Below are 22,346 nucleotides of genomic sequence, written 5' to 3'. Positions count from 1 at the left end.
CTCAGTGCTCCTTGGCTGCCAGTGTGGCGCTGATGCGGCCCGCGATCTCGACCGGGGTGAGTCCGATGTCCGCGAGCACCTCGGCCCGCTTGGCGTGCGGGAGGAACTGCTCGGGGATGCCGAACCGCCTGACGGGTACGTCGACTTCGGCGTCCCCGAGCGCGAGGGCGATCGCCGCGCCGACCCCGGACGCGCGGCTGTTGTCCTCGACGACGCCCACGACACGGTGCCGCGCTGCCAGGTCGGGCAGTTCGGCGTCGACCGGCTTGACCCAGCGCGGGTCGACCACCGTGCAGCCGAGCCCCCGCTCCCGCAGCAGCTCCGCGGCCCGCAGACAGACGGGCGCCATCACGCCGACCGCCACCAACAGCACGTCCGTGTCGGCGTCTTGGGGGCCTTGGCTCAGCACGTCCATGCCGCCGATCCGGTCGACCGCGGGAATCGCCGGTCCGACCGACTCCTTGGGGAAGCGCAGCAGCGTCGGCGCGTCGTCCACGGCCACCGCTTCCCGCAGCTGCGCGCGCAGTTGGCCGGCGTCACGCGGCGCGGCGATCCGCAGCCCCGGCACGACCTGGAGGATCGACATGTCCCACATGCCGTTGTGCGAGGCGCCGTCGACGCCCGTGACCCCGGCGCGGTCCAGGACGAAGGTGACGCCGCACTCGTGCAGTGCGACATCCATCAGGAGCTGGTCGAAGGCGCGGTTGAGGAAGGTGGCGTAGACGGCGACGACGGGGTGCAGGCCCCCGGTCGCGAGCCCGGCCGCCGACACCGCGGCGTGCTGTTCCGCGATCCCGACGTCCCACACCCGGTCGGGGTAGGACTGGGCGAACTTCGTCAGGCCGACCGGTCCCAGCATGGCCGCGGTGATCGCGACCACGTCCTCGCGCTCGGCCCCGATGCGTACGATCTCGTCGCCAAAAACCGAGGTCCACGAAGGGCCGTTGGAGGGTGCGAGCGGCTCGCAGGTCAGCGGGTCCATCACGCCGACCGTATGGAACCGGTCGGCCTCGTCGGCGAGCGCGGGCTCGTAGCCGCGCCCCTTCTCGGTGAGGCAGTGGACGATGACGGGTCCGTGGAAGCGTTTCGCACGTCGCAGTGCCGACTCGACGGCCCCGGTGTCGTGCCCGTCGATCGGTCCGACGTACTTGAGGCCCAGGTCCTCGAACATGCCCTGCGGCGCGAAGGCGTCCTTGAAACCCTTCTTGGCGCCGTGCAGTGATTCGTACAGCGTGTGTCCGACGACGGGGGTGCGCTGGAGGATGTCCTTGCCCCAGGCCAGGACCCGTTCGTAGCTGTCGGTGGTGCGCAGTGTGGCCAGGTGGTTCGCGAGACCGCCGATGGTGGGCGCGTACGAACGCTCGTTGTCGTTGACGACGATGATCAGCGGCCGGTCCTTCGCGGCCGCGATGTTGTTGAGTGCCTCCCACGCCATGCCGCCGGTGAGCGCGCCGTCCCCGATGACGGCGACGACATGGCCCCGCTCCCCCAGGACCTGACGGGCCTTGGCCAGGCCGTCGGCCCAGCCGAGGGCTGTCGACGCGTGGCTGTTCTCGACGATGTCGTGCTCGGACTCGGCGCGCGAGGGGTAGCCGGACAGGCCGCCCTTGCCGCGCAGCTTGGAGAAGTCCTGCCGGCCGGTCAGGAGTTTGTGTACGTAGCTCTGGTGGCCGGTGTCCCACACGATGCGGTCGAGCGGCGACTCGAAGACCCGGTGGAGGGCGAGGGAGAGTTCCACCACGCCCAGGTTGGGACCGAGGTGACCTCCGGTCCTGGCGACCGCGTGCACCAGGAACTCCCGGACTTCCTCGGCCAGTTCGTCGAGCTCGTCCTCGGTCAGCGCCTTCAGGTCGCGCGGCCCCCGAATGGATTCCAGAATGGTCATGCTCGGCCCCCTCTCTGGTGGAACTCAGCTCACGGTGACGTCGGGCACCCCTGAGGTGACGCCGTCGTCCTCCATCTGTGCGGCGATCTTCATCGCCTCTTCGATGAGGGTCTCCACGATCTTCGACTCGGGGACGGTCTTGATGACCTCGCCCTTCACGAAGATCTGCCCCTTGCCGTTGCCGGACGCGACGCCGAGGTCCGCCTCACGGGCCTCCCCCGGCCCGTTCACGACACACCCCATGACCGCCACACGCAGCGGCACTTCCATGCCGTCCAGGCCCGCGGTCACCTCGTCGGCCAGCTTGTACACATCCACCTGGGCGCGCCCGCAGGACGGGCAGGAGACGATCTCCAGGCGGCGCTGTCGCAGGCCGAGCGACTCCAGGATCTGGATGCCGACCTTGACCTCCTCGGCGGGCGGCGCGGACAGCGATACCCGGATGGTGTCGCCGATGCCCTCGCTCAGCAGCGCCCCGAAGGCCACGGCCGACTTGATCGTGCCCTGGAACGCGGGGCCCGCCTCCGTCACGCCCAGGTGCAGCGGATAGTCGCAGGCGGCGGCCAGTTGGCGGTAGGCGTTGACCATGACCACCGGGTCGTTGTGCTTGACCGAGATCTTGATGTCACGGAAGCCGTGCTCCTCGAAGAGCGACGCCTCCCAGAGGGCCGACTCGACCAGGGCCTCCGGGGTCGCCTTCCCGTACTTGACGAGCAGCCGCTTGTCGAGCGAGCCCGCGTTCACGCCGATCCGGATCGGCGTACCGGCCGACGAGGCGGCGCGGGCGATCTCGCGCACCTTGTCGTCGAACTGCTTGATGTTGCCGGGATTCACCCGCACCGCGGCACACCCGGCGTCGATCGCCGCGAAGACGTACTTCGGCTGGAAGTGGATGTCGGCGATCACCGGGATCTGCGACTTCCGCGCGATCGTCGCCAGCGCGTCCGCGTCGTCCTGCGTCGGACACGCCACCCGCACGATCTGGCAGCCGGACGCCGTCAGTTCGGCGATCTGCTGCAGCGTCGCCCCGATGTCGGACGTACGCGTCGTCGTCATCGACTGCACCGACACCGGTGCACCGCCCCCCACGGCCACCGGCCCGACCTCGATGCGCCGCGCGAGGCGGCGCTCCGAGATCGGCCGGACCGGCAGCTCGGGAAGGCCCAGTGCCACGGGCGTTCCGAGGCTCATGACGTCACCCCGCGCGGTTCGCGGAGACCGTTTCGCGGGCGGCGCGGATGGACTCCTTCAGGGAGCCCATGGTGGCGAGGACGGCGGTCGGCTCGTAGCCGCAGTGCGCCATGCAGTTGGCGCAGCGCGGGTCCTTGCCGCGGCCGTACTTGCTCCAGTCGGTCTCCTCGATGAGTTCCTTGTACGTCGGGACGTACCCGTCGCTCATCAGATAGCAGGGGCGCTGCCAGCCGAAGAGCGAGTAGTTCGGGATCGCCCAGGCGGTGCACGGGAAGTCCGCCTTGCCCTCCAGGAAGTCGAGGAACAGCGGCGAGTGGTTCAGGCGCCAGCGCCGCCTGTTGCCGCCCGCGAAGGCCTTCTTGAAGAGCTCGCGGGTCTGCTCGACGCCCAGGAAGTGCTCCTGGTCCGGCGCCTTCTCGTAGGCGTAGGCGGGCGAGAGCATCATCTCGTCGACTTCCAGCTCGTCGTTGAGGAAGTTGAGGACCTCGATGATGTTCTGCGGCGTGTCGTTGCTGAAGAAGGTGGAGTTGGTGGTCACCCGGAAACCGCGCTTCTTGGCTTCCTTGATGGCTTCCACCGCCTCGTCGAACACGCCCTCCTTCGCGACGGATTCGTCGTGCCGCTCCCGCATTCCGTCGATGTGCACGGCGAACGCGAAGTACGGGGAAGGCGTGAACTTCTCCATCTTCTTGCGCAGCAGCATGGCGTTGGTGCAGAGGAAGACGTACTTCTTCTTCGCCACCAACTGCCGCACGATCTCGTCGATGTGAGGGTGCATCAGCGGCTCACCGCCCGCGATGGACACCATCGGCGCGCCGGACTCAAGGACGGCGCCCACGGCCTGGGCGACCGGCATGCGCTGCTTGAGGACACCGGCCGGGTGCTGGATCTTGCCGCATCCTTCGCACGCGAGGTTGCACGCGAAGAGCGGCTCCAACTCGACGATCAGCGGAAACTTGTCACGCTTGCGGAGCTTCTGTTCAAAGAGATACGTCGCGACCTTGATGGTCTGGCGCAGCGGCATGGCCATCTGGCTCACCTCCGGGGGAGCAAAGAAGAACGGTGCCATTCGAAAAAAGCGGGAAGCACGGAACGGAGAACACGGAAAGCTGATATTCCACCGCGCACCGTGCCGATGCGGACGAGTTCGTGCTGTGGGGCGTCCACGACCACCCGGACGGCGGCAACAGGACGGTCTCCCGCCCGCAGCGCGCTGTGCAGCGTCGCGGCGGACTCCATGTCCACCGCGATCGCGCCCGTGGCGAGCAGAGCGGCCCGTTCGTGACCGCGGATGACATGGTCGGAGCCGGTGAGCGGGCCGGTGTGCACGGTGCGGCCGGGTACGGCCCGCTCCAGCTCCTTGACCAGCAGATCGGTGCCGACGCACGGCGTGTGGCCGTCAGCGTGACGGGTCTCGTCGGCGACGACCAGATCGCCGGGGTGCATGCCGGGGGCGAGCCCGGCACAGAAGCCGGTGGCCACGACGGCGGCGTGGCGCAGCGACTCCTTGCCGAGGGCGCCGGTGACGGCGCGCTCGGCGTTCTTGGGGCCCATCCCCGTACGGAGCACGGTGGGCCGCCCGTGCGCGCCGCCGCGGTCGCCCGTGCGCAGGGCGAGGTGCTCGATGCCGAGCGCGCAGGCGATCAGCAGCGGTACGGGGCCCGGTACGGCCGGGGTCCTCTCCATCAGCCCCCCTTGGTGGAGAGGCCCACGAACGGCTCCCCGTTGACGTACCGGCCGAGCGCGGTGAGCGGGAACACCTGCCGGTAGAGGTGGTAGTTGATGGAGAAGTCCCAGGGGAAGCCGGTGCCGGTGAAGTACGGCTCGTCCCAGGAGCCGTCGTTCCGCTGCGCCTCGGCCAGCCAGGTGGCGCCCCGCTCCACGGCCTTGGCGTCCCGCTCTCCGGCCGCGAGCAGCGCGAGCAGCGCCCAGGCGGTCTGCGAAGCGGTGGAGGCGCCGTGGCCCCGCCACTCCTCGTAGCGGTAGGAGCGCAGGTCCTCGCCCCAGCCTCCGTCGTCGTTCTGCACCGACTCCAGCCAGCCGACGGCGCGGCGCAGCGCGGGGTGCGAGGCCGGCAGCCCCGCCGCGATGAGCGCGGGCACCACGGACCCTGTGCCGTATACGTAGTTGACGCCCCAGCGGCCGAACCACGAGCCGTCCGGCTCCTGTTCGGCGAGTAGCCACTCGATGCCGCGCCGGGTGCGCGGGTCGTGCGACTTGCCCTCGATGGCGAGCATCTCGACGACGTGTCCGGTGACGTCGGCCGACGGCGGGTCGATGACCTCACCGAAGTCGCAGAACGGCAGCCGGTTGGGGAACGGGCTGGTGTTGTCGGCGTCGAAGGCGGCCCAGGCGCCGCCCTTGGACTGCATGCCGAGGGTCCAGCGCATGCCGCGCTCGATCGCGTTCTCCAGGCGCGGGCGGTCGGGGTGCTCCACCCGGCGCAGGGCCAGGATGACCTCGGCGGTGTCGTCGATGTCGGGGTAGTTGTCGTTGTGGAACTCGAACGCCCAGCCGCCGGGGGCGAGTTGCGGGCGACGCACGGACCAGTCGCCGGGCCGTACGATCTCCTCGCCGAGCATCCAGTCCGCCGCCTTGATGAGCTGCGGATGGTCGGCGGGCAGGCCCGCGTCGGCGAGCGCGATGGTCGCGAGGCAGGTGTCCCAGACCGGCGACTGGCACGCCTCGATCATCCGGGAGCCGTCCTCGCGCCAGATGGCGAACCGGTCGAGCGACTCCAGGCCCGCCTTGAGGACCGGGTGCTCCAGGTCGTATCCGAGCAGGTGGAGGGCGATCACGGAGTACACGGCTGGCGGCTGGATGCCGCCCCAGCAGCCGTCGTTCTCCTGGCGTTCGATGATCCAGCGGGCGGCGCTGTTCATCGCGGCCTTGCGCACCTTGCGCGGGGCGACCTTGCGGTAGAGGTGCAGGGCCTTGTCGAGGCGCTGGAAGACGCCGTCCCAACTCCCCATGGGCGCGAGGGGCTTGGCCGGGTTCGGTACGCGCGCGTCGCTGTGCAGCTCGTCCAGCGGGAAGGGTGCGGGGCGGACGGGGCGCTTGGCGGAGACGACGGTGAGCGGCACGATCGTCTGGCGCGCCCAGCACCCGAAGTCGTAGATGTTGAGCGGCAGCCACTTGGGGAAGTAGATGAGCTCCGGCGGGAGTTCGGGCAGGTCGCCCCACTTCCACCAGCCGAAGAGGGCGAGCCAGATGCGGGTGAAGACGCGGCTCGCGGCGATGCCGCCCTGGTCGCGGATCCAGGCGGAGGCCTTCGCCATGTGCGGGTCGTCCGGAGCGTCGCCCGCCAGACGCAGCGCGACGTACGCCTCGATGGTGGTGGAGAGTTCGCCGGGGCCGCCGAAGAAGGTGGCCCAGGTGCCGTCCTCGCGCTGCTCGCCGCGGATGAAGAGCGCGGCGGCGCGGGTGGTCTTCTCGTCCCGGATGCCCAGGAACTGACGGAGCAGCAGGTCCTCGGCGTCCATCGTCACGTTCGTTTCGAGGCCGCCCTTCCACCAGCCCTGGGCGTCCTGCTGCGAGAGCAGGAACTCGGTCGAGCGTTGTATGGCGCGCGCGGCGGCGTCACGTGGCCCTGGTGCCGTCACCGTGGTCAGGTCGAGTGGCTGGCTGGCCGAGGTTGCGCGGGGCGTCACCGCTCCGGTGCTTCCGTCGGTCGTCGCTGTCATGGCTTCCCCTTCGTGCAGTCGTCTTCTCTGCTGTGGGTCCGCCGTCGGCCGACGCGCTGGGCGCCGGCCGGCGACTGCGAGTCCTATATCTGCTCGATAGTGATCATCTCTTCCGTACGACGACGAAGTCGGCGAGCGCGACGAGCTGCTCCCGCACCCGGTCGGGCATCTCGACGGTGTCGAGCGCCTCGATGGCGATGGTGTGCTGGCGCCGGGCCTCGTCGGCGGTCCACTCACGGCCGCCCGCCTGCTCGATCAGGGCGGCGCGTGCGGCGAACTCCTCCTCGGAGAAGCTGTCGAAGTCGTTGCTCTTGGCGTCGGCCGCGAGCAGCTCGGCGAGCTGCTCGGACGCGGGCCCGCCCGCGGCGAGCGCGGCCACGACGGGCAGCGACTTCTTGCGCTGGCGAAGATCGCTCCAGGTCTGCTTGCCGGTGGACTCCGGGTCGCCCCAGATGCCGAGCAGGTCGTCCACGGCCTGGAAGGCGAGGCCGAGGTGGTAGCCGTACTTCTCCAGGATGTCGGCGGTGCGGTCGTCGGCGCCGCCGAGTACGGCGCCGATGGAGACCGCGCAGGCGAGCAGGGCGCCGGTCTTGTTGCCCTCCATCTCCAGGCACTCCTCGACGGTGACCCGCTCGCGGTGCTCGTAGGAGATGTCCTGCGCCTGGCCGTCGATCAGGGCGCGGGTCGCGGTGGTCAGGCGGCGCGTGGCGCGGCCCGCCTCGACGGTGCCGATCTCCAGGAGGATCTCGTTGGCGAGCGCGAAGAGGGCGTCACCGACGAGGATGGCCTGGGCCGGGCCGTGCACCTTCCACACCGTGTCGCGGTGGCGGCGCTGTTCGTCGCCGTCCATCAGGTCGTCGTGCAGCAACGAGAAGTTGTGCACCAGTTCGACCGCTACAGCTCCGGGTACGCCGACCTCCGGTGCGGCGCCGGCCGCCTCCGCGGAGAGCAGGGCGAGGGCGGGACGCACGGCCTTGCCGCCGTCGCCGTCGGACGGGTTGCCCTCGGCGTCGATCCAGCCGAAGTGGTAGGCGGCGACGGTGTCCATGGGCGGCGCGAGGCGGTCCACGGCGGACCGCAGCACCGGGGTGGCCAGCGTCCTTCCGCGCTCGAGCAGTGAGGTCACGTCCACCGTGTCGGCAGCCGATTCGGCCGAGGGCACAGTCGGCACAGTCTCTCCTCTTGTTCCGGTACTGGTTGTTCCGGTGCTGTTTTCCTGGGGACCTGACCCCAGGAGGGCTGGCTTCACGCGGCCTCCTCGACGTCGAAGAGGTGATCGCGTGGGCGGTCTAGGGCGGAGAGAGCTTCCCTTGCGGCGCTGATGCCGCTGCGGACGGCGCTCTCCATGGTCGCGGGCCACCCGGTGGCGGTCCACGCCCCGGCGAGGTACAGGCCGGGAGCCTTGGTGCGAGCACCGGGCCGCAGCCGGCCCACACCGGGAGTCGGCGCGAACGTCGCGGTGCGCTCCCGGGTCACGAAGAAGTCCCGTACTTCGGCGCCGTGCGCGGCGGGCAGCAGCCGCTCGAGCTCCGGCAGATAGCGCTCGCGCAGCGCGGCGACGGGCGCGTCGATCTCGTCCTGGGCCGCGGACTGGGACAGCGCGACGTACTGCCCCTCGGTGAGCCCGGAGGCTTCGGTCCGGTCGAAGACCCACTGCACGGGCGAGCCGATGGCCGCGAAGAAGGGCCGCTTGAGGACCTTGCGGTCGTAGACGACGTGGATGTTGAGGATCGGCGCGGTGTCGATGTCGAGCAGCCGGTCGGGCTCGTCCAGGGCGCCGTCGGGGAGCAGATCGTGGGTCTCGTGCTGCGGCACGGCGAGCACGACGGTCTGTGCCTCGATCGTCTCGCCGGGAACTTCGACCTTCCAACCGCCGTTGTCCGTACGGGAGATGGAGGTGACTCGTGTCCTCAGTTCGGTTCGTACGCCCGCGGAGTCGAGCGCCTTGCGGGCCAGCGTGTCATGGAGATCACCGAGGGGCACATGCGCCCAGCCGATGTCGGCGGCGCCCGGCTGCGACAGCAGCCCGGTCTTGAAGACCATCGCGGCCAGCCCCAGCGAGGAGTCCCCCGCGACGGCGTTGAGCGTGGCCACACCGACAAGGTCCCACAGGGCCTCGACGGCGCGCGGCGACTGGCCGTGCGCGGCGAGCCAGCTGCCGAAGTCCTGGCCGTCCAGCTTGGGGTCGGCCGGGTCGAGCCCCTTGAGGGCGAGTGCGGCGCGCCCGACGTTGGCGCGCTCCGCGAGCGACAGATGCGGATACGTGGCGAGGCTCGCCGCCAGGTGCAGCGGCACGGGCAGCGCGGTGCGGCGAAGGCGGCCGAGCCGGTTCCGGTCGGCGTCGAGTACGGGCACGTCGAGACGTTCCTGCAAGGGCGCGAGGGCCGCGCCGTCGACGCGGTCGAGGAACCAGCGGTAGGCGGTGCAGCAGCGCAGGTAGACGTGCTGGCCGTTGTCGATGGTCAGGTCGCCGCGCTTGAAGGAGAAGGCGAGCCCGCCGAGGCGCGGCCGCCCTTCGAGCAGCGTCACGCGCAGCCCCGCGTCGGCGAGGGACAGCGCCGCGGTGATGCCGGCGAGCCCGCCGCCGACCACCACGGCGGCCCCGCGGCCCGCCTGCCCGTCGGCATCCGCGGCCGATCGCGTGTCTTCGTCTCTCATGCGCTTTCCCCCTGGGCGGTTGCAGTCTGGGACGCCGAGGCGCGGCGGAGGGTTGCCCGCCGGTTGCAGGGGGTTGCCCTACGTTCACCGCATGCGCCGCGGATGCCCATCAAGCACGCCTCCTGACGGTCTGTCGGGAGATGGTGCGCGCATCGAGACCGGAGAGACCACGCACGGCGACGTACGCCTTCTCGCGGCCCGGCAGCGAGACACGACCGCGCAGGACCGCCTCCGGCTCCCGCTCGATGCGGTCCAGAAGCCGCCGGTAGATGCCCGCCATGGCGGCCACGCAGGCCCCGCTGCGCCGGTCGAGCATGGGAAGCAGGCGGTACCCCTCGGCGAACAGCGCCCGCGCCCTGCGCACCTCGAAGTGCACGAGCCCGGCGAAGTCGGAACCGGCGGGCGGCTCGGAACCCGAGAACCCGGCGGAGCAGCCGAACTTGGCGAGATCGTCGGCGGGCAGATAGGTGCGGCCGTCCTCCGCGTCCTCGCGAACGTCACGGAGGATATTGGTGAGTTGGAGCGCGAGGCCGAGCGTGTCGGCATACTCCGGCGCGCGCTCGGCGTTGAGCGCCCCCCGTTCCGTGCCGAACACGCCGAGGGAGAGCCGTCCGATGGCGCCCGCGACGCACCGGCAGTAGACCCTGAGGTCCTCCCACGTCTCGTACGTCTCGCCGCGGACGTCCATCAGGACCCCGTCGATCAGCTCGTCGAGCCCGCCGAGCGGGATGGGGAAGTGCTCCGCGGCATGCGCGAGCGCGACCGCCACCGGGTCGGTGTCGTCCTCGTCCACGTTCCCCGCGCGGATCCGGGCGAGCAGGGCCCGGGTCTCGTCGAGGCGCTCGGCCTTGACGGCCGGCGCGAGCGCGCCGTCGCCGATGTCGTCCACGCGCCGCGAGAGGGCGTAGAGCGCCGACATCGCGCGGCGCTTGGGCAGCGAGAGCAGCCTGATGCCGTACGCGAAATTGCGTGCCTGCTGCCCTGTGACGGCCTCGCAGTAGCTGTATGCGGCGAGTACCGGCGCGGACACGTTCGGGCCTGACTCCACGGTCCGGCTCACCCCTCTCCTCGCAGAACCGCCCCCACCTCGCGCAGCAAACGCGGTTTGGTGGGTTTCGGCGGTCCAGGAAGTACGTCGTATCCGGCGGCGGCGATCGCGGAGACCGCCGCCCTCCCCCCAGCCACGAAACCTGCAAGCAGCACCTTCAGCCTGCCGTGGACGCTACCCACCAGGGGGGTGCCTTCATTCAGGAGGCAGCGGGCGCGTTCTGCTTCATATGCAACCAGTGCGCGCACCGACGCGCCTGCTGTCGGTGCGGCCAGATCCCGCTCCTGGACATGGAATCGCTTCATGTCATCGGCGGGCAGGTAGACGCGGCCCCGGCCCAGGTCCTCGGCGACGTCCTGGAGGTGCTCGACGATCTGGAGGCCGGTGCACACCGCGTCCGAGCGGCGGATCCGCTCCGGCGTCGCGGTACCGGTGATGCCGAGGACGAGACGGCCCACCGGATTCGCGGACAGCTCGCAGTAGGCCAGAAGGTCGTCGTACGTCTCGTAGCGTGCGACGAGCTGGTCCTGGCGGTTGGCCTCGATCAGGCCGATGAAGGGTTCGGGCGTGAGGCGACAGCGCCGCACGGTGGGCTGGAGGGCGCGCAGCAGCGGGTGCCGCGGTGTGGAGTCGAAGACCCGGTGCAGGTCGGCCTCGAAGGCGTCCAGGAGAGCGAACCGGTCGTCGGCGGCCTCGGGGTCCACGCCGAGGTACCGGGCGTCGGCGCCGCCGGGGGCCAGGTCGCCGTCGCCGATGTCGTCGACGAGGCGGGCGTAGCCGTACACGGCCATGAGGTCGTCGCGCCAGGCGCGGGGCAGGAAGAAGGGCGCCACGGGGAAGTTCTCGTCCGCAGCCTTCGCGAGGACGGCGGATGCGTCGCGTAGCTGGAGATCATCCGTAGCCATTGCCGTCACATCTCCCGTTCTACACTGCCGACCCAATACATCCTATTTCGGACACGCCGCCCGGCACTCCGCGAGGCGGACCGTGCCACGGGCCGGGGCGCCGCGCGATATCGCCCCACTTGCCGCGAATCAGCACCGGTACAGCTTACGTTGTACAACGCGGCATGCGTCGTCGGGGTGTTCCGCGCATCACAACAACACACCGATTGACGTCAATCTTCCCCGGGCTCAAGGGACTTGAGGCAACCAAAGGGGCTGCCGAACACTCAGGACGCGGCAGGGCCCCGCCAGGTTGACTCCGGCGGGGCCCTGACCCATTCGGGCGTACGCGGTGGGCTATTTGCCCGTGAACTTCTCGTACTCCTTGATGACCTCGTCGGTCGGTCCGTCCATGCGCAGCTCACCGCGTTCCAGCCACAGGACGCGGTCACAGGTGTCACGGATGGATTTGTTGTTGTGACTGACGAGGAAGACCGTGCCGGCCTCCTTGCGGAGCTCGCGGATGCGGGCCTCGGAGCGCTTCTGGAACTTCCGGTCGCCCGTCGCGAGCGCCTCGTCGATCATCAGTACGTCGTGGTCCTTGGCGGCCGCGATGGAGAAGCGCAGACGGGCCGCCATGCCGGAGGAGTACGTACGCATCGGCAGGGTGATGAAGTCACCCTTCTCGTTGATGCCCGAGAAGTCGACGATGTCCTGGTAGCGGTCCCTGATCTGCTCGCGTGTCATGCCCATCGCGAGCCCGCCGAGTATGACGTTCCGCTCGCCCGTCAGGTCGTTCATCAGGGCCGCGTTGACGCCGAGCAGCGAGGGCTGGCCGTCGGTGTAGACCTTGCCCTTCTCGGCGGGCAGCAGGCCCGCGATGGCGCGGAGCAGGGTCGACTTGCCGGAGCCGTTCGAGCCGATCAGGCCGATGGCCTCGCCGCGGTAGGAGGTGAAGCTGACGCCGCGCACGGCGTGCACCTTGCGCACGCCCCGCTCCTCGCCGCGCTTGAGGATGCGGCTCAGCGCGGAGGTGGCGCTGCCCTTGCCCGTCTTCGCGCCGTTCACGCGGTAGACGATGTGCAGCTCGTCGGCGATGACGGTGGGGATGTGCGTCCTGTCGACGCTCTTGTCTTCGTCAGCCACGGCCGTAACGCTCCTCAGCCTTCCAGAAGTACACGAAGCCGACCACGCCGAACAGGACCGCCCAGCCGCCGGCGATGAACCACACGTGCTCCGGCAGGTACTCCTTGCCGTAGTCGTCGATCATGGCGAAGCGGATCAGGTCCATGTAGACCGCGGCCGGGTTCCACTGGAGGACGTCCCCGATCCAGCTGGGCACGCTCTCCTTGGTCGCGAGCATGGCGGGGATGCTGAACATCACGCCCGACGCGTACATCCAGGTCCGCATCACGAACGGCATCAGCTGCGCCAGGTCGGGCGTCTTGCTGCCCATCCGGGCGAAGATCAGCGCCAGGCCCATGTTGAAGACGAACTGCAGCAGCAGCGCCGGCAGGACCAGGAACCAGGACAGGGCGGGGAAGATCCCGAACGCACACATGATGATGACCAGCACGATCATCGAGAACAGCAGCTGCTGCAGCTGCTGGAGCGCGAAGGAGATCGGCAGCGAGGCCCGTGGGAAATGCAGGGCCCTGACCAGGCCGAGGTTGCCGGAGATCGCCCGCACGCCCGCCATGACCGAGCTCTGCGTGAACGTGAAGACGAAGACACCGGTGACCAGGAACGGCACGTAGATGTGGTGCGGAATGCCGTCCCGGGCGCCGAGCAGCAGTCCGAAGATGAAGAAGTAGACCGCGGCGTTGAGGAGCGGCGTCGCCACCTGCCACAGCTGGCCGAGCTTGGCCTGGCTGTACTGGGCGGTCAGCTTCGCCTGGGAGAAGGCGATGATGAAGTGGCGCCGTCCCCAGAGCTGGTTGACGTACTCGAAAAGTCCGGGCCGTGCGCCACTGACGGTCAGACCGTACTTGGCGGCGAGATCGGCCCGGGAGAGCCCGTCATCGGGCGACGGAGGCGCGGTCACCGCGACCCCGCCGTCATGCGTTGTCTCACTCACGAGTGGAAACTTTCGTCTTCAGATGCGCAGCCGGTCGGGCGTAGGCGTGGGCCAGGGACCGGAGTATGGCCCAGATGTTCTCAGACCCGAGCTTGTCAGATGACGGGAGGTCGGCCCAGTCGGGTCAGGCGCCACACCGTACGCCACCTCATCGGCTTACGAGGTCCGCAGGGCGTCGTCCAGCCCTCCTTGAAGCCGCCGAACCAGGCCCTGAGCGCGGGGCGCGAGGGCTTCCTGGCCAGGGTCAGGAGCATCCACACACCAAGGTAGACCGGGACCAGGAGCGCGGGCAGGTTGCGGCGGGCCAGCCAGACGCGGTTGCGGGCGACCATCCGGTGGTAGACCGCGTGCCGCGAGGGGGCCGTCGTGGGGTGGAAGAGCACCATGTCGGCGCGGTAGTCGATCATCCAGCCCGCGTCCAGGGCACGCCAGGCGAGGTCGGTCTCCTCGTGGGCGTAGAAGAACTCGTCGGGCAGGCCGCCGACCTCGGCCATGACCTGCGTACGGACGGCGTTGGCGCCGCCGAGGAAGGTGGTCACGCGGGAGGAGTGCATCGGGTCGGATGCCCGCAGGCGCGGCACGTGCCGGCGCTGGGTCTCCCCCGTGTCCGGGTCGGCGATGCGGAAGCTGATGATGCCGAGCTTCGGGTCGGCGGCGAAGGCCTCGCGGCACAGCTGGGCCGTGTCCGTGTTGGCCAGGAGGCCGTCGTCGTCGAGGAAGAGAAGGACGTCGACGTCGGTGCCGCCGGGGCCGAAGGCCTCGATGCCGACGTTGCGACCGCCGGGGATGCCGAGGTTCTCCGGCAGCTCGACGGTGCGTACGCCATCGGGGACCTCGGGCACGGGGGCGCCGTTGCCGACGACCACCACCTCGACCGGGTCGCCGTCCTGCTTGGCGACCGAGTCGAGCAGGGCGCGCAGCTCCTGCGGCCGGTTGCCCATGGTGATGATGACCGCGCCGACCTTCAGGGGCCGGCTCCCCGCCGCACTCACTTGAGCCTGCTGGAGGCGAGGATGGACACGAGGTGCAGCAGGGTCTGCAGCATCGCGATGCCGGCCAGGACGGCGACACCGATCCGCGAGAAGAGCAGGTCGCCCCGGACCGAGTCCACGATCGCGAGGACCAGGATCAGCAGGGACGCCTCGATGCCGAGCACGAGCCGGTGGAACTTCAGCGCGCCCGCGGCTTTGCGCGCCAGGGCCATGCCGGAGGAGCGCGGCTCGGAGGCCGACTCCTTGACCGGCGCGAGGCCCTGCTGGTGGCGGGCGACACCGACGAGGTCGGTCTCCGCCTTGATCAGGATGGCGCCGAGCGCGGCGAGCGTGCCGAGGAAGGCCCACAGCCAGTCGATACGGCCCGAGCCCCACAGGTCGGCGGCGCGCAGACCGAAGCCGACCAGGACCGCGGCGTCGCACAGATAGGCGGCGACGCGGTCCAGGTAGACCCCGGCCATGGAGTACTGCTTGCGCCAGCGGGCGATCTCGCCGTCGACGCAGTCGAGCAGGAGATACAGCTGGACCATGATCACGCCGAGCACGGCGCCCGTGATCCCCGGCACCAGAAGCGCCGGGGCGGCGAGGGCGCCGGCCACGGTCATCAGATACGTGAGCTGGTTGGGCGTGATCCTGGTGTTCACCAGGTAGCGGTCGCAGCGCAGCGAGATCTCTCGCATGTACAGGCGTCCCGCCCAGTGCTCACCGCTGCGCCGGTCCTTCACCCCTGCGGGGTGAACGACGGGGCGGAGTTCAGCTACCGATGGCCTTGGCATAGTCGGCGTATGCGTCCTTGATCTGGTCGGAATTCAGATTGAGGTGCTCGAGGATCGTGTAGCGCCCGGGGCGCGTCTGCGGGGCGTACTCCACGACCTGGACGAACTCGTCCACGGTGAAGCCGATCTCCTCCGGCGTCACGGGGAGGCCGTGCCTGCGCAGCACCTCCACCATGTACAGCGACTCCTCGCGCGCTCCACGCAGGAACATCGCGAAGGCCGCGCCCAGGCCGCACTGCTCGCCGTGGCTGGCAGCGCGCTTGGGGAAGAGGAGGTCGAAGGCGTGGTTGATCTCGTGGCAGGCGCCGGACGCCGGGCGGGAGTCGCCCGACACGGACATCGCGATGCCGGTGAGGACCAGACCCTCGGCGAGGACCTGCAGGAAGCCGTCGTCGCCGACGCCACCGGGGTGGCGCAGGACGGCCTCGCCGGCCTGGCGCGCCATCGCGGCCGCGAGTCCGTCGATGTCCTCGCCGCGCTCGCGCGCCGCGAGCTCCCAGTCCGCGATCGCGGAGATGTTGGACAGGGCGTCGCCGATGCCGGAGCGCACGAACCGTACGGGGGCCTCGCGGATCACGTCGAGGTCGATGACGACCGCGATGGGATTCGGCACTCCGTACGAGCCGCGGCCCGCGTCGTTGTCGAGCGTGGCGACCGGCGAGCACAGACCGTCGTGCGACAGGTTCGTCGCGACGGCGACCAGCGGCAGGCCGACGCGCGCCGCGGCGAACTTGGCGCAGTCGATGATCTTGCCGCCGCCGAGGCCGACGACCGCGTCGTAGCGGCCCTTCTTGATGGCGTCGGCGAGCTTGATGGCGTCATCGAGCGTGCCGCCGCCGACCTCGAACCACTCGGCGGTGGGCAGCGACGGTTCGAGCCGCTGCCGGAGCACCGCGCCGGAGCCGCCGCTGATCGCGATGGCGAGCTTGCCGGTGGACGAGCAGATCCGCTGGTCCGCGAGGACACCGGCCAGGTCGTTGAGCGCCCCCGGCCGGATGTCCACGACGACCGGCGAGGGGATGAGCCTCGTCAGTACTGGCACGCGATCTCCCGCCCCTTGGCGAGGTCGTCGTGGTTGTCGATCTCGACCCACTTGACGTCGCCGATCGGCTCCACGTCGATCTTGAAGCCGCGGTTGACGAGCTCCTGGTAGCCGTCCTCGTAGTAGAGGTCGGGGTCGCGCTCGAAGGTCGTCTTCAGGGCGTCGGCCAGCTGCTCGGCGGCGTCGCCCTCGATGAGCGTGACACCGATGTACTCACCGGTGGCGCTCGCGGGGTCCATCAGCTTGGTGATCTTCTGGACGCCCTTCTCGGGGTCCACGATGACCTTCATCTCCTCGTCGGCGAGGTTCTTCACCGTGTCGAGGGCGAGGATGATCTTCTTGCCGTCGCCGCGGGCGGCGAGCAGCGTCTTCTCGACGGAGACGGGGTGCACGGTGTCGCCGTTGGCGAGGATCACCGTGTGCTTGATCGCGTCACGACCGCACCAGAGGGAGTAGGCGTTGTTCCACTCCTCTGCCTTGTCGTTGTCGATCAGCGTGAGCTTGAGGCCGTACTTCTCCTCGAGCTCCGCCTTGCGGTCGTAGACCGCCTCCTTCTTGTAGCCGACGATGATCGCGACCTCGGTCAGACCGATCTCCGCGAAGTTGCCGAGGGTCAGGTCGAGGATGGTGGTGTCACCGTCGACCGGCACCAGGGCCTTGGGGAGCGTGTCGGTGTAGGGGCGAAGACGCCGTCCGGCGCCGGCCGCCAGCACGAGGCCGATCATGCGGGTTCTCCTTCATCGTGTACGGCGGGTGCTCCGCGCTTGTGAGCGGTCACCCAATAGCGGATGCTCTCGACGAGCACCACGAGTGCCACGGCCACGGCGAGAGCCGTGAGCGCGACGGTGAAATCTGTGTCGGTGAGCAGAGCGGCGGCGAGAGCGACCAGCAGCGTCCTGCCCTCATGCCCGCCGATCGCCCGCACCAGCCAGTGCGGCGGCGCGCCTGCGTCGCCGCGAATGCGGTACACCGTGTCGTAGTGATGGTAGGCGACAGCGGACACGAGCCCGAAAGCCGCGGGCAAGGCACCGTTCACGTCCGCGTTGGCGGCGAGCAGCAGGATCGTCCCGTACTCGGCCGCGCGGAAGAACGGCGGGACGAGCCAGTCGAGGGCGCCCTTGAGGGGGCGGGCAACGGCGAGCCCTGAAGTAATGACGTAGATCACCGCGGCGACGACGACCCACGGGCTGCCGTACGACGTGAGTCCCGCCACGCAGGCGAGGGCCGCCCCGCCGACGAAGGCGAGGACGGGCGCGGGCAGCGACGGTCCGCGGAGCCCGAGTGCCGCGAAGGCTGAGGCGAGCGGTCCGGTGTCGGCGAGGTCCGCGAGTGCCTGCGCGGCACGGTCGGTACGGGTCGCCCTGCGGGTCAGCGAGCGCAGGACGCGGCCCGCCGTGGTGTAGCAGGCGGCGAGGCCGCAGCCGATGAGCAGGACGATCAGCGTGATGCGCGGGGTGGTCACCGCGGTGAGCACGGCGATCAGCGCCCAGCGCTCGCCGATCGGCAGCACGATCATGCGGCGCAGCCAGACCGTCCAGCCGACACTGTCGAGCTTGTCGGAGAGGGCCGCGGTGGGGCTGGTGTTGGCGGTGGCGTCGTGGTTCGCCTCGTTGAAGGAGAAGTCCACGACATGCCGGCAGGTCTGCAGCACCATCGCGCCGAGCGCGAGCGCCCATACGTCGTCGCCACCGCGGGCGGCGCCGAGCGCGAGGCCCGCGTAGTAGGCGTACTCCTTGGCGCGGTCGAAGGTCGCGTCGAGCCAGGCGCCCAGCGTCGAGTACTGCAGGGAGTAGCGGGCGAGCTGCCCGTCCGTGCAGTCCAGGACGAAGGAGAAGAGGAGCAGGAGTCCGGCCGCGACGAAGCCGCCGCGGGTGCCGGTGGCCGCGCAGCCCGCCGCGATCAGGGCGACGAGCAGCGAGGCGGTGGTGACCTGGTTCGGGGTGAGGCCGCGACGCGCGCACCAGCGGGCGATGTGGCGCGAGTAGGGAGAGATGCAGTACGTCGTGAAGAAGCCGTCCCGCGACTTGACCGCGGTCCGCAGACGTACGGCTTCGTCGTCCACGGCGGCGACGGCCTGGCGTGCCTCGTTCCGCGTCTGCGGATCGCTGGGCACGGTGGCGACGAGGGTGCCGAGGTCGGGGCGGTGCAGGGCGCGGCCCTCGGCTTCGATCGCCTGGGCCACCTGGTCCGCGAGCGCCTCGACGACCACGGCGGAGCCGCCGCCGTTGCCGGCGACGGTGGTGGCGTGCAGGGCGCGCGTCAGGTCGGCGCGGGCCTCGGGCTGCGCGGTGACGGCGCCGTGAACGGCCGACGCGGCGAAGCGCGGGTCGGTCAGGCCGAGGCGGAGCGCGTGGACGTGGCCCACGAAGCGCGCGTCGACGACCGCGACCCGCTGCCCGGCGGGGACGGCGGCGAGCAGCGCTTCGGTGTCCGCAGCGTCGGAGGCGACCCGGACGTCAAACCCCAGGGACCGCAGATCGCCTTCGAGCGGCGACCCGGGGACCGGCTGACCGGTCAGGATGGCGGTCGACAGACGAACTCACTCCTTGATTGCCGGCGCGGCTCGCGCCGGGCACGTGCGTGATGAGGGGCGCGCCCCTGGCCGGCAGCGGCCGGGCGGCACGTCGGCAGAGGCTATCGGATGACGGGAAGCGGGCGTTCACCGCCCGTTTACGGCCCGACAAGCACGGCCTGCCAGGGCCCGTGCCGACTCGATCATCATGGTCGATGGGAGGCGGCACCCACAAACCGCGCTTCATGCGACCGGCACAAACGACATAAAGTCGACGCCCATGACATGGATGATCACAGGCGGGGCGGGCTATATCGGGGCACATGTGGCGCGGGCGATGGCCGGCGCCGGGGAGCGGGTCGTCGTCCTTGACGACGTCTCGTCCGGGGTGCCGGAGCGTCTCCCCGCGGACATCCCTCTCGTGCGGGGCTCCTCACTCGACGGCGAGCTGCTGCGGCGGGTGTTCGCCGAGCACGGGGTGACGGGTGTGGTGCATCTCGCGGCCCGCAAGCAGGTCGGCGAGTCCGTGGAGCAGCCGCTGCGCTACTACCGGGAGAACGTCGGCGGCCTGGTGACGCTGCTTGACGCGGTGGCCGAGGCCGGCATCAAGCGGTTCGTCTTCTCCTCGTCGGCCGCGGTGTACGGCAACCCGCCGGACGTGGACCTGGTGACGGAGGACACGCCCTGCGTGCCGATCAACCCCTACGGCGAGACGAAGCTCGCCGGTGAGTGGCTGGTGCGGGCCGCCGGGCGTGCGCACTCCATCGCGACCGTGTGCTTGCGCTACTTCAACGTGGCGGGGGCAGCCACCCCCGAGCTCGCGGACACCGGGGTCTTCAACGTGATCCCGATGGTCTTCGACCGGCTCACCCGTGACGAGGCGCCGCGGATCTTCGGTGCCGACCACCCGACCCCGGACGGCACCTGCGTCCGTGACTACATCCACGTCGCCGACCTCGCCGACGCCCACCTCGCGGCGGCCCGCCGCGTCCAGGCGCACCCCGAGGGCGACCTGACGGTGAACATCGGCCGCGGCGAGGGTGTTTCCGTACGCGAACTCGTCACGCTCATCGGCGAGGTGTCCGGCGACGACCGCCCCGCCATCGTCGAGCCGCGCCGCGACGGTGACGCCCCGCGCGCCGTCGCGGACGCGGGCCTGGCCGCCGACGCGCTGGGCTGGAAGGCGCGGCGCGGGGTACGCGAGATGGTCGAGTCCGCGTGGGCGGGTTGGTGCCTCCACCACCCCGAGGCGCTCCGCACCTGATCACGTCAGCGCTCTGACCTGCGGACATTTCCGCAGGTCAGAGCATATGACAACGGTGTTCAGTGCCGTGTTGCCGGATACCCCCCACCCGTAGTTCACTGTGATCGCGACAGACGCGCGACCAGGGAACAGAAGACCGATACCGAGCACACGGAGGCGGCTTCCATGGGGGCTGGGCACGATCACGGACACACACATGGGGGGACGGCGACGGCGGCGTACCGGGGGCGGCTGCGCATCGCGCTCTCCATCACGATCACCGTCATGGTGGTCGAGATCGTCGGCGGCATCATGGCGGATTCGCTCGCGCTCATCGCGGACGCGACGCACATGGCGACGGACGCGCTCGGCCTCGGCATGGCGCTGCTCGCGATCCAGTTCGCGAGCCGCCCGGCGACGGAGAACCGCACCTTCGGCTACGCCCGCGCCGAGATCCTGGCCGCGCTCGCCAACTGTCTGCTGCTGCTCGGCGTCGGCGGCTACGTCCTGTTCGAGGCGATCCAGCGGTTCATCACGCCCGCCGACACCGAGGGCGGACTGACCATCGTCTTCGGCGTCATCGGCCTGGTGGCGAACATGATCTCCCTCTCGCTCCTGATGCGCGGCCAGAAGGACAGCCTGAACGTGCGCGGCGCCTTCCTGGAGGTCATGGCCGACGCGCTCGGCTCCCTGGCCGTGATCGTCGCGGCCGTGCTCATCCTGACCACCGGCTGGCAGGCGGCGGACCCGATCGCCTCGCTCGTCATCGGCCTGATGATCGTCCCGCGTACGGTGAAGCTGCTGCGCGAGACCCTGAACGTGCTCCTGGAGTCCGCGCCCAAGGGCGTCGACATGGGCGAGGTCCGCTCGCACATACTGGATCTGCCGGGCGTCGAGGACGTCCACGACCTGCACGCCTGGACCATCACTTCGGGGATGCCCGTCCTCTCCGCACATGTGGTCGTCAGCACGGAGACGCTGAACGCGATCGGCCACGAGAAGATGCTGCACGAACTGCAGGGATGCCTGGGCGACCACTTCGACGTGGAGCACTGCACCTTCCAGTTGGAGCCGGTCGGCCACGCCGAGCACGAGGCGAAGCTCTGCCACTGACACCGGTGAGGGTGGCTTCCGGTGGTTCCTTGCCGGTAGGGCCGGTCGCGTACGGCAGACTTGAGGTTCGAAGCCCGAAGCGAAGGATGCGTATGCCGACCACACCTGCCACCGCGGCGAACAACTCGTCGAACGGCACCGGAGAAGCGATCTTGCTGGAACTCGTCGACGAGGACGGCAGGACGATCGGCACGGCGGAGAAACTCTCCGCGCATCAGGCGCCCGGGCAGCTGCACCGGGCGTTCTCCGTTTTCCTCTTCGACGAGCAGGGGCGGCTGTTGTTGCAGCAGCGCGCCCTGGGCAAGTACCACTCCCCCGGCGTCTGGTCGAACACCTGCTGCGGCCACCCGTACCCCGGCGAGGCGCCGTTCGCGGCCGCCGCGCGCCGGACGTACGAGGAGCTGGGCGTCTCGCCCTCACTGCTCGCCGAGGCGGGCACGGTGCGCTACAACCACCCGGACCCCGACTCGGGCCTGGTGGAGCAGGAGTTCAACCATCTCTTCGTGGGGATGGTCCAGTCGCCGCTGCGGCCCGACGCGTCCGAGGTCGGCGAGACCGCGTTCGTGACGGCCGCCGAGCTGGCGGAGCGGCATGCGCAGGGGCCGTTCTCCGCGTGGTTCATGACCGTCCTCGACGCGGCGCGGCCCGCGATCAGGGAGCTGACGGGGCCTGCCGCGGGCTGGTGAGTCAATCCCCGTCCGGGGCGGAGCCGTTGGGCTTCAGGGGCAGGGCCGCCCAGATGACCTTGCCCCCGCTCGCGGTGTGTTCGACGTCGCAGGCGCCGCCCGCCTCCTGGGTGATCTCGCGCACGAGGAGAAGGCCGCGGCCGCCGGTCTGGCCGTGGTCGGCCACCAGGGCGGTCGGGCGGTAGGGGTGGTCGTCCTCCACGGAGACCCGCACCCACTCGGCGCCGACCGCCACCTCCACCGCGAGCATCGGCGAGAGCAGGGCCGCGTGCCGCACCGCGTTGGTGACCAGTTCGGAGACGATCAGGAGCAGGCCCTGCACGACGTCGTCCGAAACGGGCACGCCCTGCCGGACGAGCAGGTCGCGTACCGCGTGCCGGGCCTGGGGCACGGAGGCGTCCACGGCGGCGGCGGTGAACCGCCATACGCCTTCGTAGGGCACCTTCGCGGCCTCCCGAGGGAGAGGGGCGGGCCCACTCCCGCCGTCGTCGCCCATCGTCGGGTCGCCGCCCTTGCGCTCGATTGTCACCACGCATCGAGTGTTGGGAATGTCCTG

21 protein-coding genes are annotated in these 22,346 nt (G+C 70.2%); 4 read left to right on the top strand and 17 right to left on the bottom strand.

The window, feature by feature from the left end; translation table 11 throughout:
* Position 1: 1 nt before the first annotated feature.
* The 16 genes from dxs to ACIBCK_RS18430 form a co-directional block, all read right to left on the bottom strand.
* Positions 2 to 1,885 carry a 1-deoxy-D-xylulose-5-phosphate synthase gene (dxs, locus tag ACIBCK_RS18505; RefSeq protein WP_399391425.1) on the bottom strand — a complete coding sequence of 628 codons (1,884 nt, stop codon included), beginning with the start codon at positions 1,883 to 1,885 and terminating at the stop codon, positions 2 to 4.
* A 24-nt stretch (positions 1,886 to 1,909) separates the two neighbouring features.
* Entirely contained in the window at positions 1,910 to 3,076 is a 1,167-nt protein-coding gene (gene ispG / locus ACIBCK_RS18500) for a flavodoxin-dependent (E)-4-hydroxy-3-methylbut-2-enyl-diphosphate synthase (RefSeq protein WP_399391423.1), read from the bottom strand.
* A 4-nt stretch (positions 3,077 to 3,080) separates the two neighbouring features.
* A complete protein-coding gene (hpnH, locus tag ACIBCK_RS18495) occupies positions 3,081 to 4,106 on the bottom strand; it encodes an adenosyl-hopene transferase HpnH (RefSeq protein ID WP_399391421.1) in 1,026 nt (341 codons plus the stop codon).
* A gap of 5 nt (positions 4,107 to 4,111) precedes the next feature.
* Complete coding sequence (locus ACIBCK_RS18490; RefSeq protein ID WP_399391419.1) at positions 4,112 to 4,762, bottom strand: 1-hydroxy-2-methyl-2-butenyl 4-diphosphate reductase; 651 nt, start codon at positions 4,760 to 4,762, stop codon at positions 4,112 to 4,114.
* Positions 4,762 to 6,759 carry a squalene--hopene cyclase gene (shc, locus tag ACIBCK_RS18485; RefSeq protein ID WP_399391417.1) on the bottom strand — a complete coding sequence of 666 codons (1,998 nt, stop codon included), beginning with the start codon at positions 6,757 to 6,759 and terminating at the stop codon, positions 4,762 to 4,764. The genes ACIBCK_RS18490 and shc overlap by 1 nt, the downstream gene beginning before the upstream one ends.
* Before the next feature lie 103 nt (positions 6,760 to 6,862).
* Positions 6,863 to 8,008 carry a polyprenyl synthetase family protein gene (locus ACIBCK_RS18480; RefSeq protein ID WP_399391416.1) on the bottom strand — a complete coding sequence of 382 codons (1,146 nt, stop codon included), beginning with the start codon at positions 8,006 to 8,008 and terminating at the stop codon, positions 6,863 to 6,865.
* Positions 8,005 to 9,417 (bottom strand): hydroxysqualene dehydroxylase HpnE, encoded by a 1,413-nt coding sequence (gene hpnE, locus ACIBCK_RS18475; RefSeq protein WP_399391414.1) that lies wholly within the window; start codon positions 9,415 to 9,417, stop codon positions 8,005 to 8,007. Before hpnE ends, ACIBCK_RS18480 begins: the two co-directional genes overlap by 4 nt.
* Positions 9,418 to 9,526: 109 nt before the next feature.
* Entirely contained in the window at positions 9,527 to 10,477 is a 951-nt protein-coding gene (hpnD, locus tag ACIBCK_RS18470; protein ID WP_399391412.1) for a presqualene diphosphate synthase HpnD, read from the bottom strand.
* On the bottom strand, positions 10,474 to 11,370 hold the full coding sequence (hpnC, locus tag ACIBCK_RS18465; protein ID WP_399391410.1) for a squalene synthase HpnC: 897 nt from the start codon (positions 11,368 to 11,370) through the stop codon (positions 10,474 to 10,476). Before hpnC ends, hpnD begins: the two co-directional genes overlap by 4 nt.
* 336 nt (positions 11,371 to 11,706) lie before the next feature.
* The gene (locus ACIBCK_RS18460) at positions 11,707 to 12,495 is read right to left on the bottom strand and encodes an ABC transporter ATP-binding protein (protein ID WP_399391407.1); all 789 of its coding nucleotides are present in this window, start codon (positions 12,493 to 12,495) and stop codon (positions 11,707 to 11,709) included.
* On the bottom strand, positions 12,488 to 13,426 hold the full coding sequence (locus ACIBCK_RS18455; RefSeq protein ID WP_399391406.1) for an ABC transporter permease: 939 nt from the start codon (positions 13,424 to 13,426) through the stop codon (positions 12,488 to 12,490). The genes ACIBCK_RS18460 and ACIBCK_RS18455 overlap by 8 nt, the downstream gene beginning before the upstream one ends.
* Before the next feature lie 95 nt (positions 13,427 to 13,521).
* Positions 13,522 to 14,394 carry a glycosyltransferase family 2 protein gene (locus ACIBCK_RS18450; RefSeq protein ID WP_399391543.1) on the bottom strand — a complete coding sequence of 291 codons (873 nt, stop codon included), beginning with the start codon at positions 14,392 to 14,394 and terminating at the stop codon, positions 13,522 to 13,524.
* A 20-nt stretch (positions 14,395 to 14,414) separates the two neighbouring features.
* Positions 14,415 to 15,194 (bottom strand): CDP-alcohol phosphatidyltransferase family protein, encoded by a 780-nt coding sequence (locus ACIBCK_RS18445; RefSeq protein ID WP_344524407.1) that lies wholly within the window; start codon positions 15,192 to 15,194, stop codon positions 14,415 to 14,417.
* Positions 15,172 to 16,236 (bottom strand): iron-containing alcohol dehydrogenase family protein, encoded by a 1,065-nt coding sequence (locus ACIBCK_RS18440; RefSeq protein ID WP_399391404.1) that lies wholly within the window; start codon positions 16,234 to 16,236, stop codon positions 15,172 to 15,174. The genes ACIBCK_RS18445 and ACIBCK_RS18440 overlap by 23 nt, the downstream gene beginning before the upstream one ends.
* The gene (locus tag ACIBCK_RS18435; protein WP_399391402.1) at positions 16,224 to 16,961 is read right to left on the bottom strand and encodes a sugar phosphate nucleotidyltransferase; all 738 of its coding nucleotides are present in this window, start codon (positions 16,959 to 16,961) and stop codon (positions 16,224 to 16,226) included. The genes ACIBCK_RS18440 and ACIBCK_RS18435 overlap by 13 nt, the downstream gene beginning before the upstream one ends.
* Positions 16,958 to 18,601: a DUF5941 domain-containing protein gene (locus ACIBCK_RS18430; RefSeq protein ID WP_399391400.1), complete on the bottom strand. Its 1,644-nt coding sequence runs from the start codon at positions 18,599 to 18,601 to the stop codon at positions 16,958 to 16,960. Before ACIBCK_RS18430 ends, ACIBCK_RS18435 begins: the two co-directional genes overlap by 4 nt.
* Here ACIBCK_RS18430 and ACIBCK_RS18425 point away from each other — a divergent pair.
* The 4 genes from ACIBCK_RS18425 to idi all read left to right on the top strand — a co-directional run bounded on the left by ACIBCK_RS18425 (position 18,593) and on the right by idi (position 21,790).
* On the top strand, positions 18,593 to 18,820 hold the full coding sequence (locus tag ACIBCK_RS18425) for a hypothetical protein (protein WP_399391398.1): 228 nt from the start codon (positions 18,593 to 18,595) through the stop codon (positions 18,818 to 18,820). The genes ACIBCK_RS18430 and ACIBCK_RS18425 overlap by 9 nt on opposite strands.
* Before the next feature lie 208 nt (positions 18,821 to 19,028).
* Positions 19,029 to 20,012, top strand: a complete 984-nt coding sequence (gene galE, locus ACIBCK_RS18420) for a UDP-glucose 4-epimerase GalE (RefSeq protein WP_399391396.1) — start codon at positions 19,029 to 19,031, stop codon at positions 20,010 to 20,012.
* 165 nt (positions 20,013 to 20,177) lie between these two features.
* The gene (locus ACIBCK_RS18415; RefSeq protein WP_399391394.1) at positions 20,178 to 21,104 is read left to right on the top strand and encodes a cation diffusion facilitator family transporter; all 927 of its coding nucleotides are present in this window, start codon (positions 20,178 to 20,180) and stop codon (positions 21,102 to 21,104) included.
* 92 nt (positions 21,105 to 21,196) lie between these two features.
* The gene (gene idi / locus ACIBCK_RS18410) at positions 21,197 to 21,790 is read left to right on the top strand and encodes an isopentenyl-diphosphate Delta-isomerase (RefSeq protein ID WP_399391393.1); all 594 of its coding nucleotides are present in this window, start codon (positions 21,197 to 21,199) and stop codon (positions 21,788 to 21,790) included.
* Between the two features lies 1 nt (position 21,791).
* On the opposite strand, the gene ACIBCK_RS18405 is transcribed toward idi, so the two are convergent.
* The gene (locus ACIBCK_RS18405) at positions 21,792 to 22,322 is read right to left on the bottom strand and encodes an ATP-binding protein (RefSeq protein WP_399391391.1); all 531 of its coding nucleotides are present in this window, start codon (positions 22,320 to 22,322) and stop codon (positions 21,792 to 21,794) included.
* Between the last annotated feature and the right edge of the window lie 24 nt (positions 22,323 to 22,346).

Source organism: Streptomyces sp. NPDC051218, assembly GCF_044455475.1.
Classification (GTDB): domain Bacteria; phylum Actinomycetota; class Actinomycetes; order Streptomycetales; family Streptomycetaceae; genus Streptomyces.
Note: the sequence above shows the minus strand (reverse complement) of the source record. Positions and strands in the feature narration are given on the sequence as shown.

Excerpts from the sequence above, each read along its gene's own strand:
- dxs (WP_399391425.1), bottom strand. The coding sequence starts at position 1,885 with ATGACCATTCTGGAATCCATTCGGGGGCCGCGCGACCTGAAGGCGCTG.
- ispG (WP_399391423.1), bottom strand. The coding sequence starts at position 3,076 with ATGAGCCTCGGAACGCCCGTGGCACTGGGCCTTCCCGAGCTGCCGGTC.
- hpnH (WP_399391421.1), bottom strand. The coding sequence starts at position 4,106 with ATGGCCATGCCGCTGCGCCAGACCATCAAGGTCGCGACGTATCTCTTT.
- ACIBCK_RS18490 (WP_399391419.1), bottom strand. The coding sequence starts at position 4,762 with ATGGAGAGGACCCCGGCCGTACCGGGCCCCGTACCGCTGCTGATCGCC.
- shc (WP_399391417.1), bottom strand. The coding sequence starts at position 6,759 with ATGACAGCGACGACCGACGGAAGCACCGGAGCGGTGACGCCCCGCGCA.
- hpnE (WP_399391414.1), bottom strand. The coding sequence starts at position 9,417 with ATGAGAGACGAAGACACGCGATCGGCCGCGGATGCCGACGGGCAGGCG.
- hpnC (WP_399391410.1), bottom strand. The coding sequence starts at position 11,370 with ATGGCTACGGATGATCTCCAGCTACGCGACGCATCCGCCGTCCTCGCG.
- ACIBCK_RS18445 (WP_344524407.1), bottom strand. The coding sequence starts at position 15,194 with ATGCCAAGGCCATCGGTAGCTGAACTCCGCCCCGTCGTTCACCCCGCA.
- ACIBCK_RS18435 (WP_399391402.1), bottom strand. The coding sequence starts at position 16,961 with ATGATCGGCCTCGTGCTGGCGGCCGGCGCCGGACGGCGTCTTCGCCCC.
- galE (WP_399391396.1), top strand. The coding sequence starts at position 19,029 with ATGACATGGATGATCACAGGCGGGGCGGGCTATATCGGGGCACATGTG.
- ACIBCK_RS18415 (WP_399391394.1), top strand. The coding sequence starts at position 20,178 with ATGGGGGCTGGGCACGATCACGGACACACACATGGGGGGACGGCGACG.
- idi (WP_399391393.1), top strand. The coding sequence starts at position 21,197 with ATGCCGACCACACCTGCCACCGCGGCGAACAACTCGTCGAACGGCACC.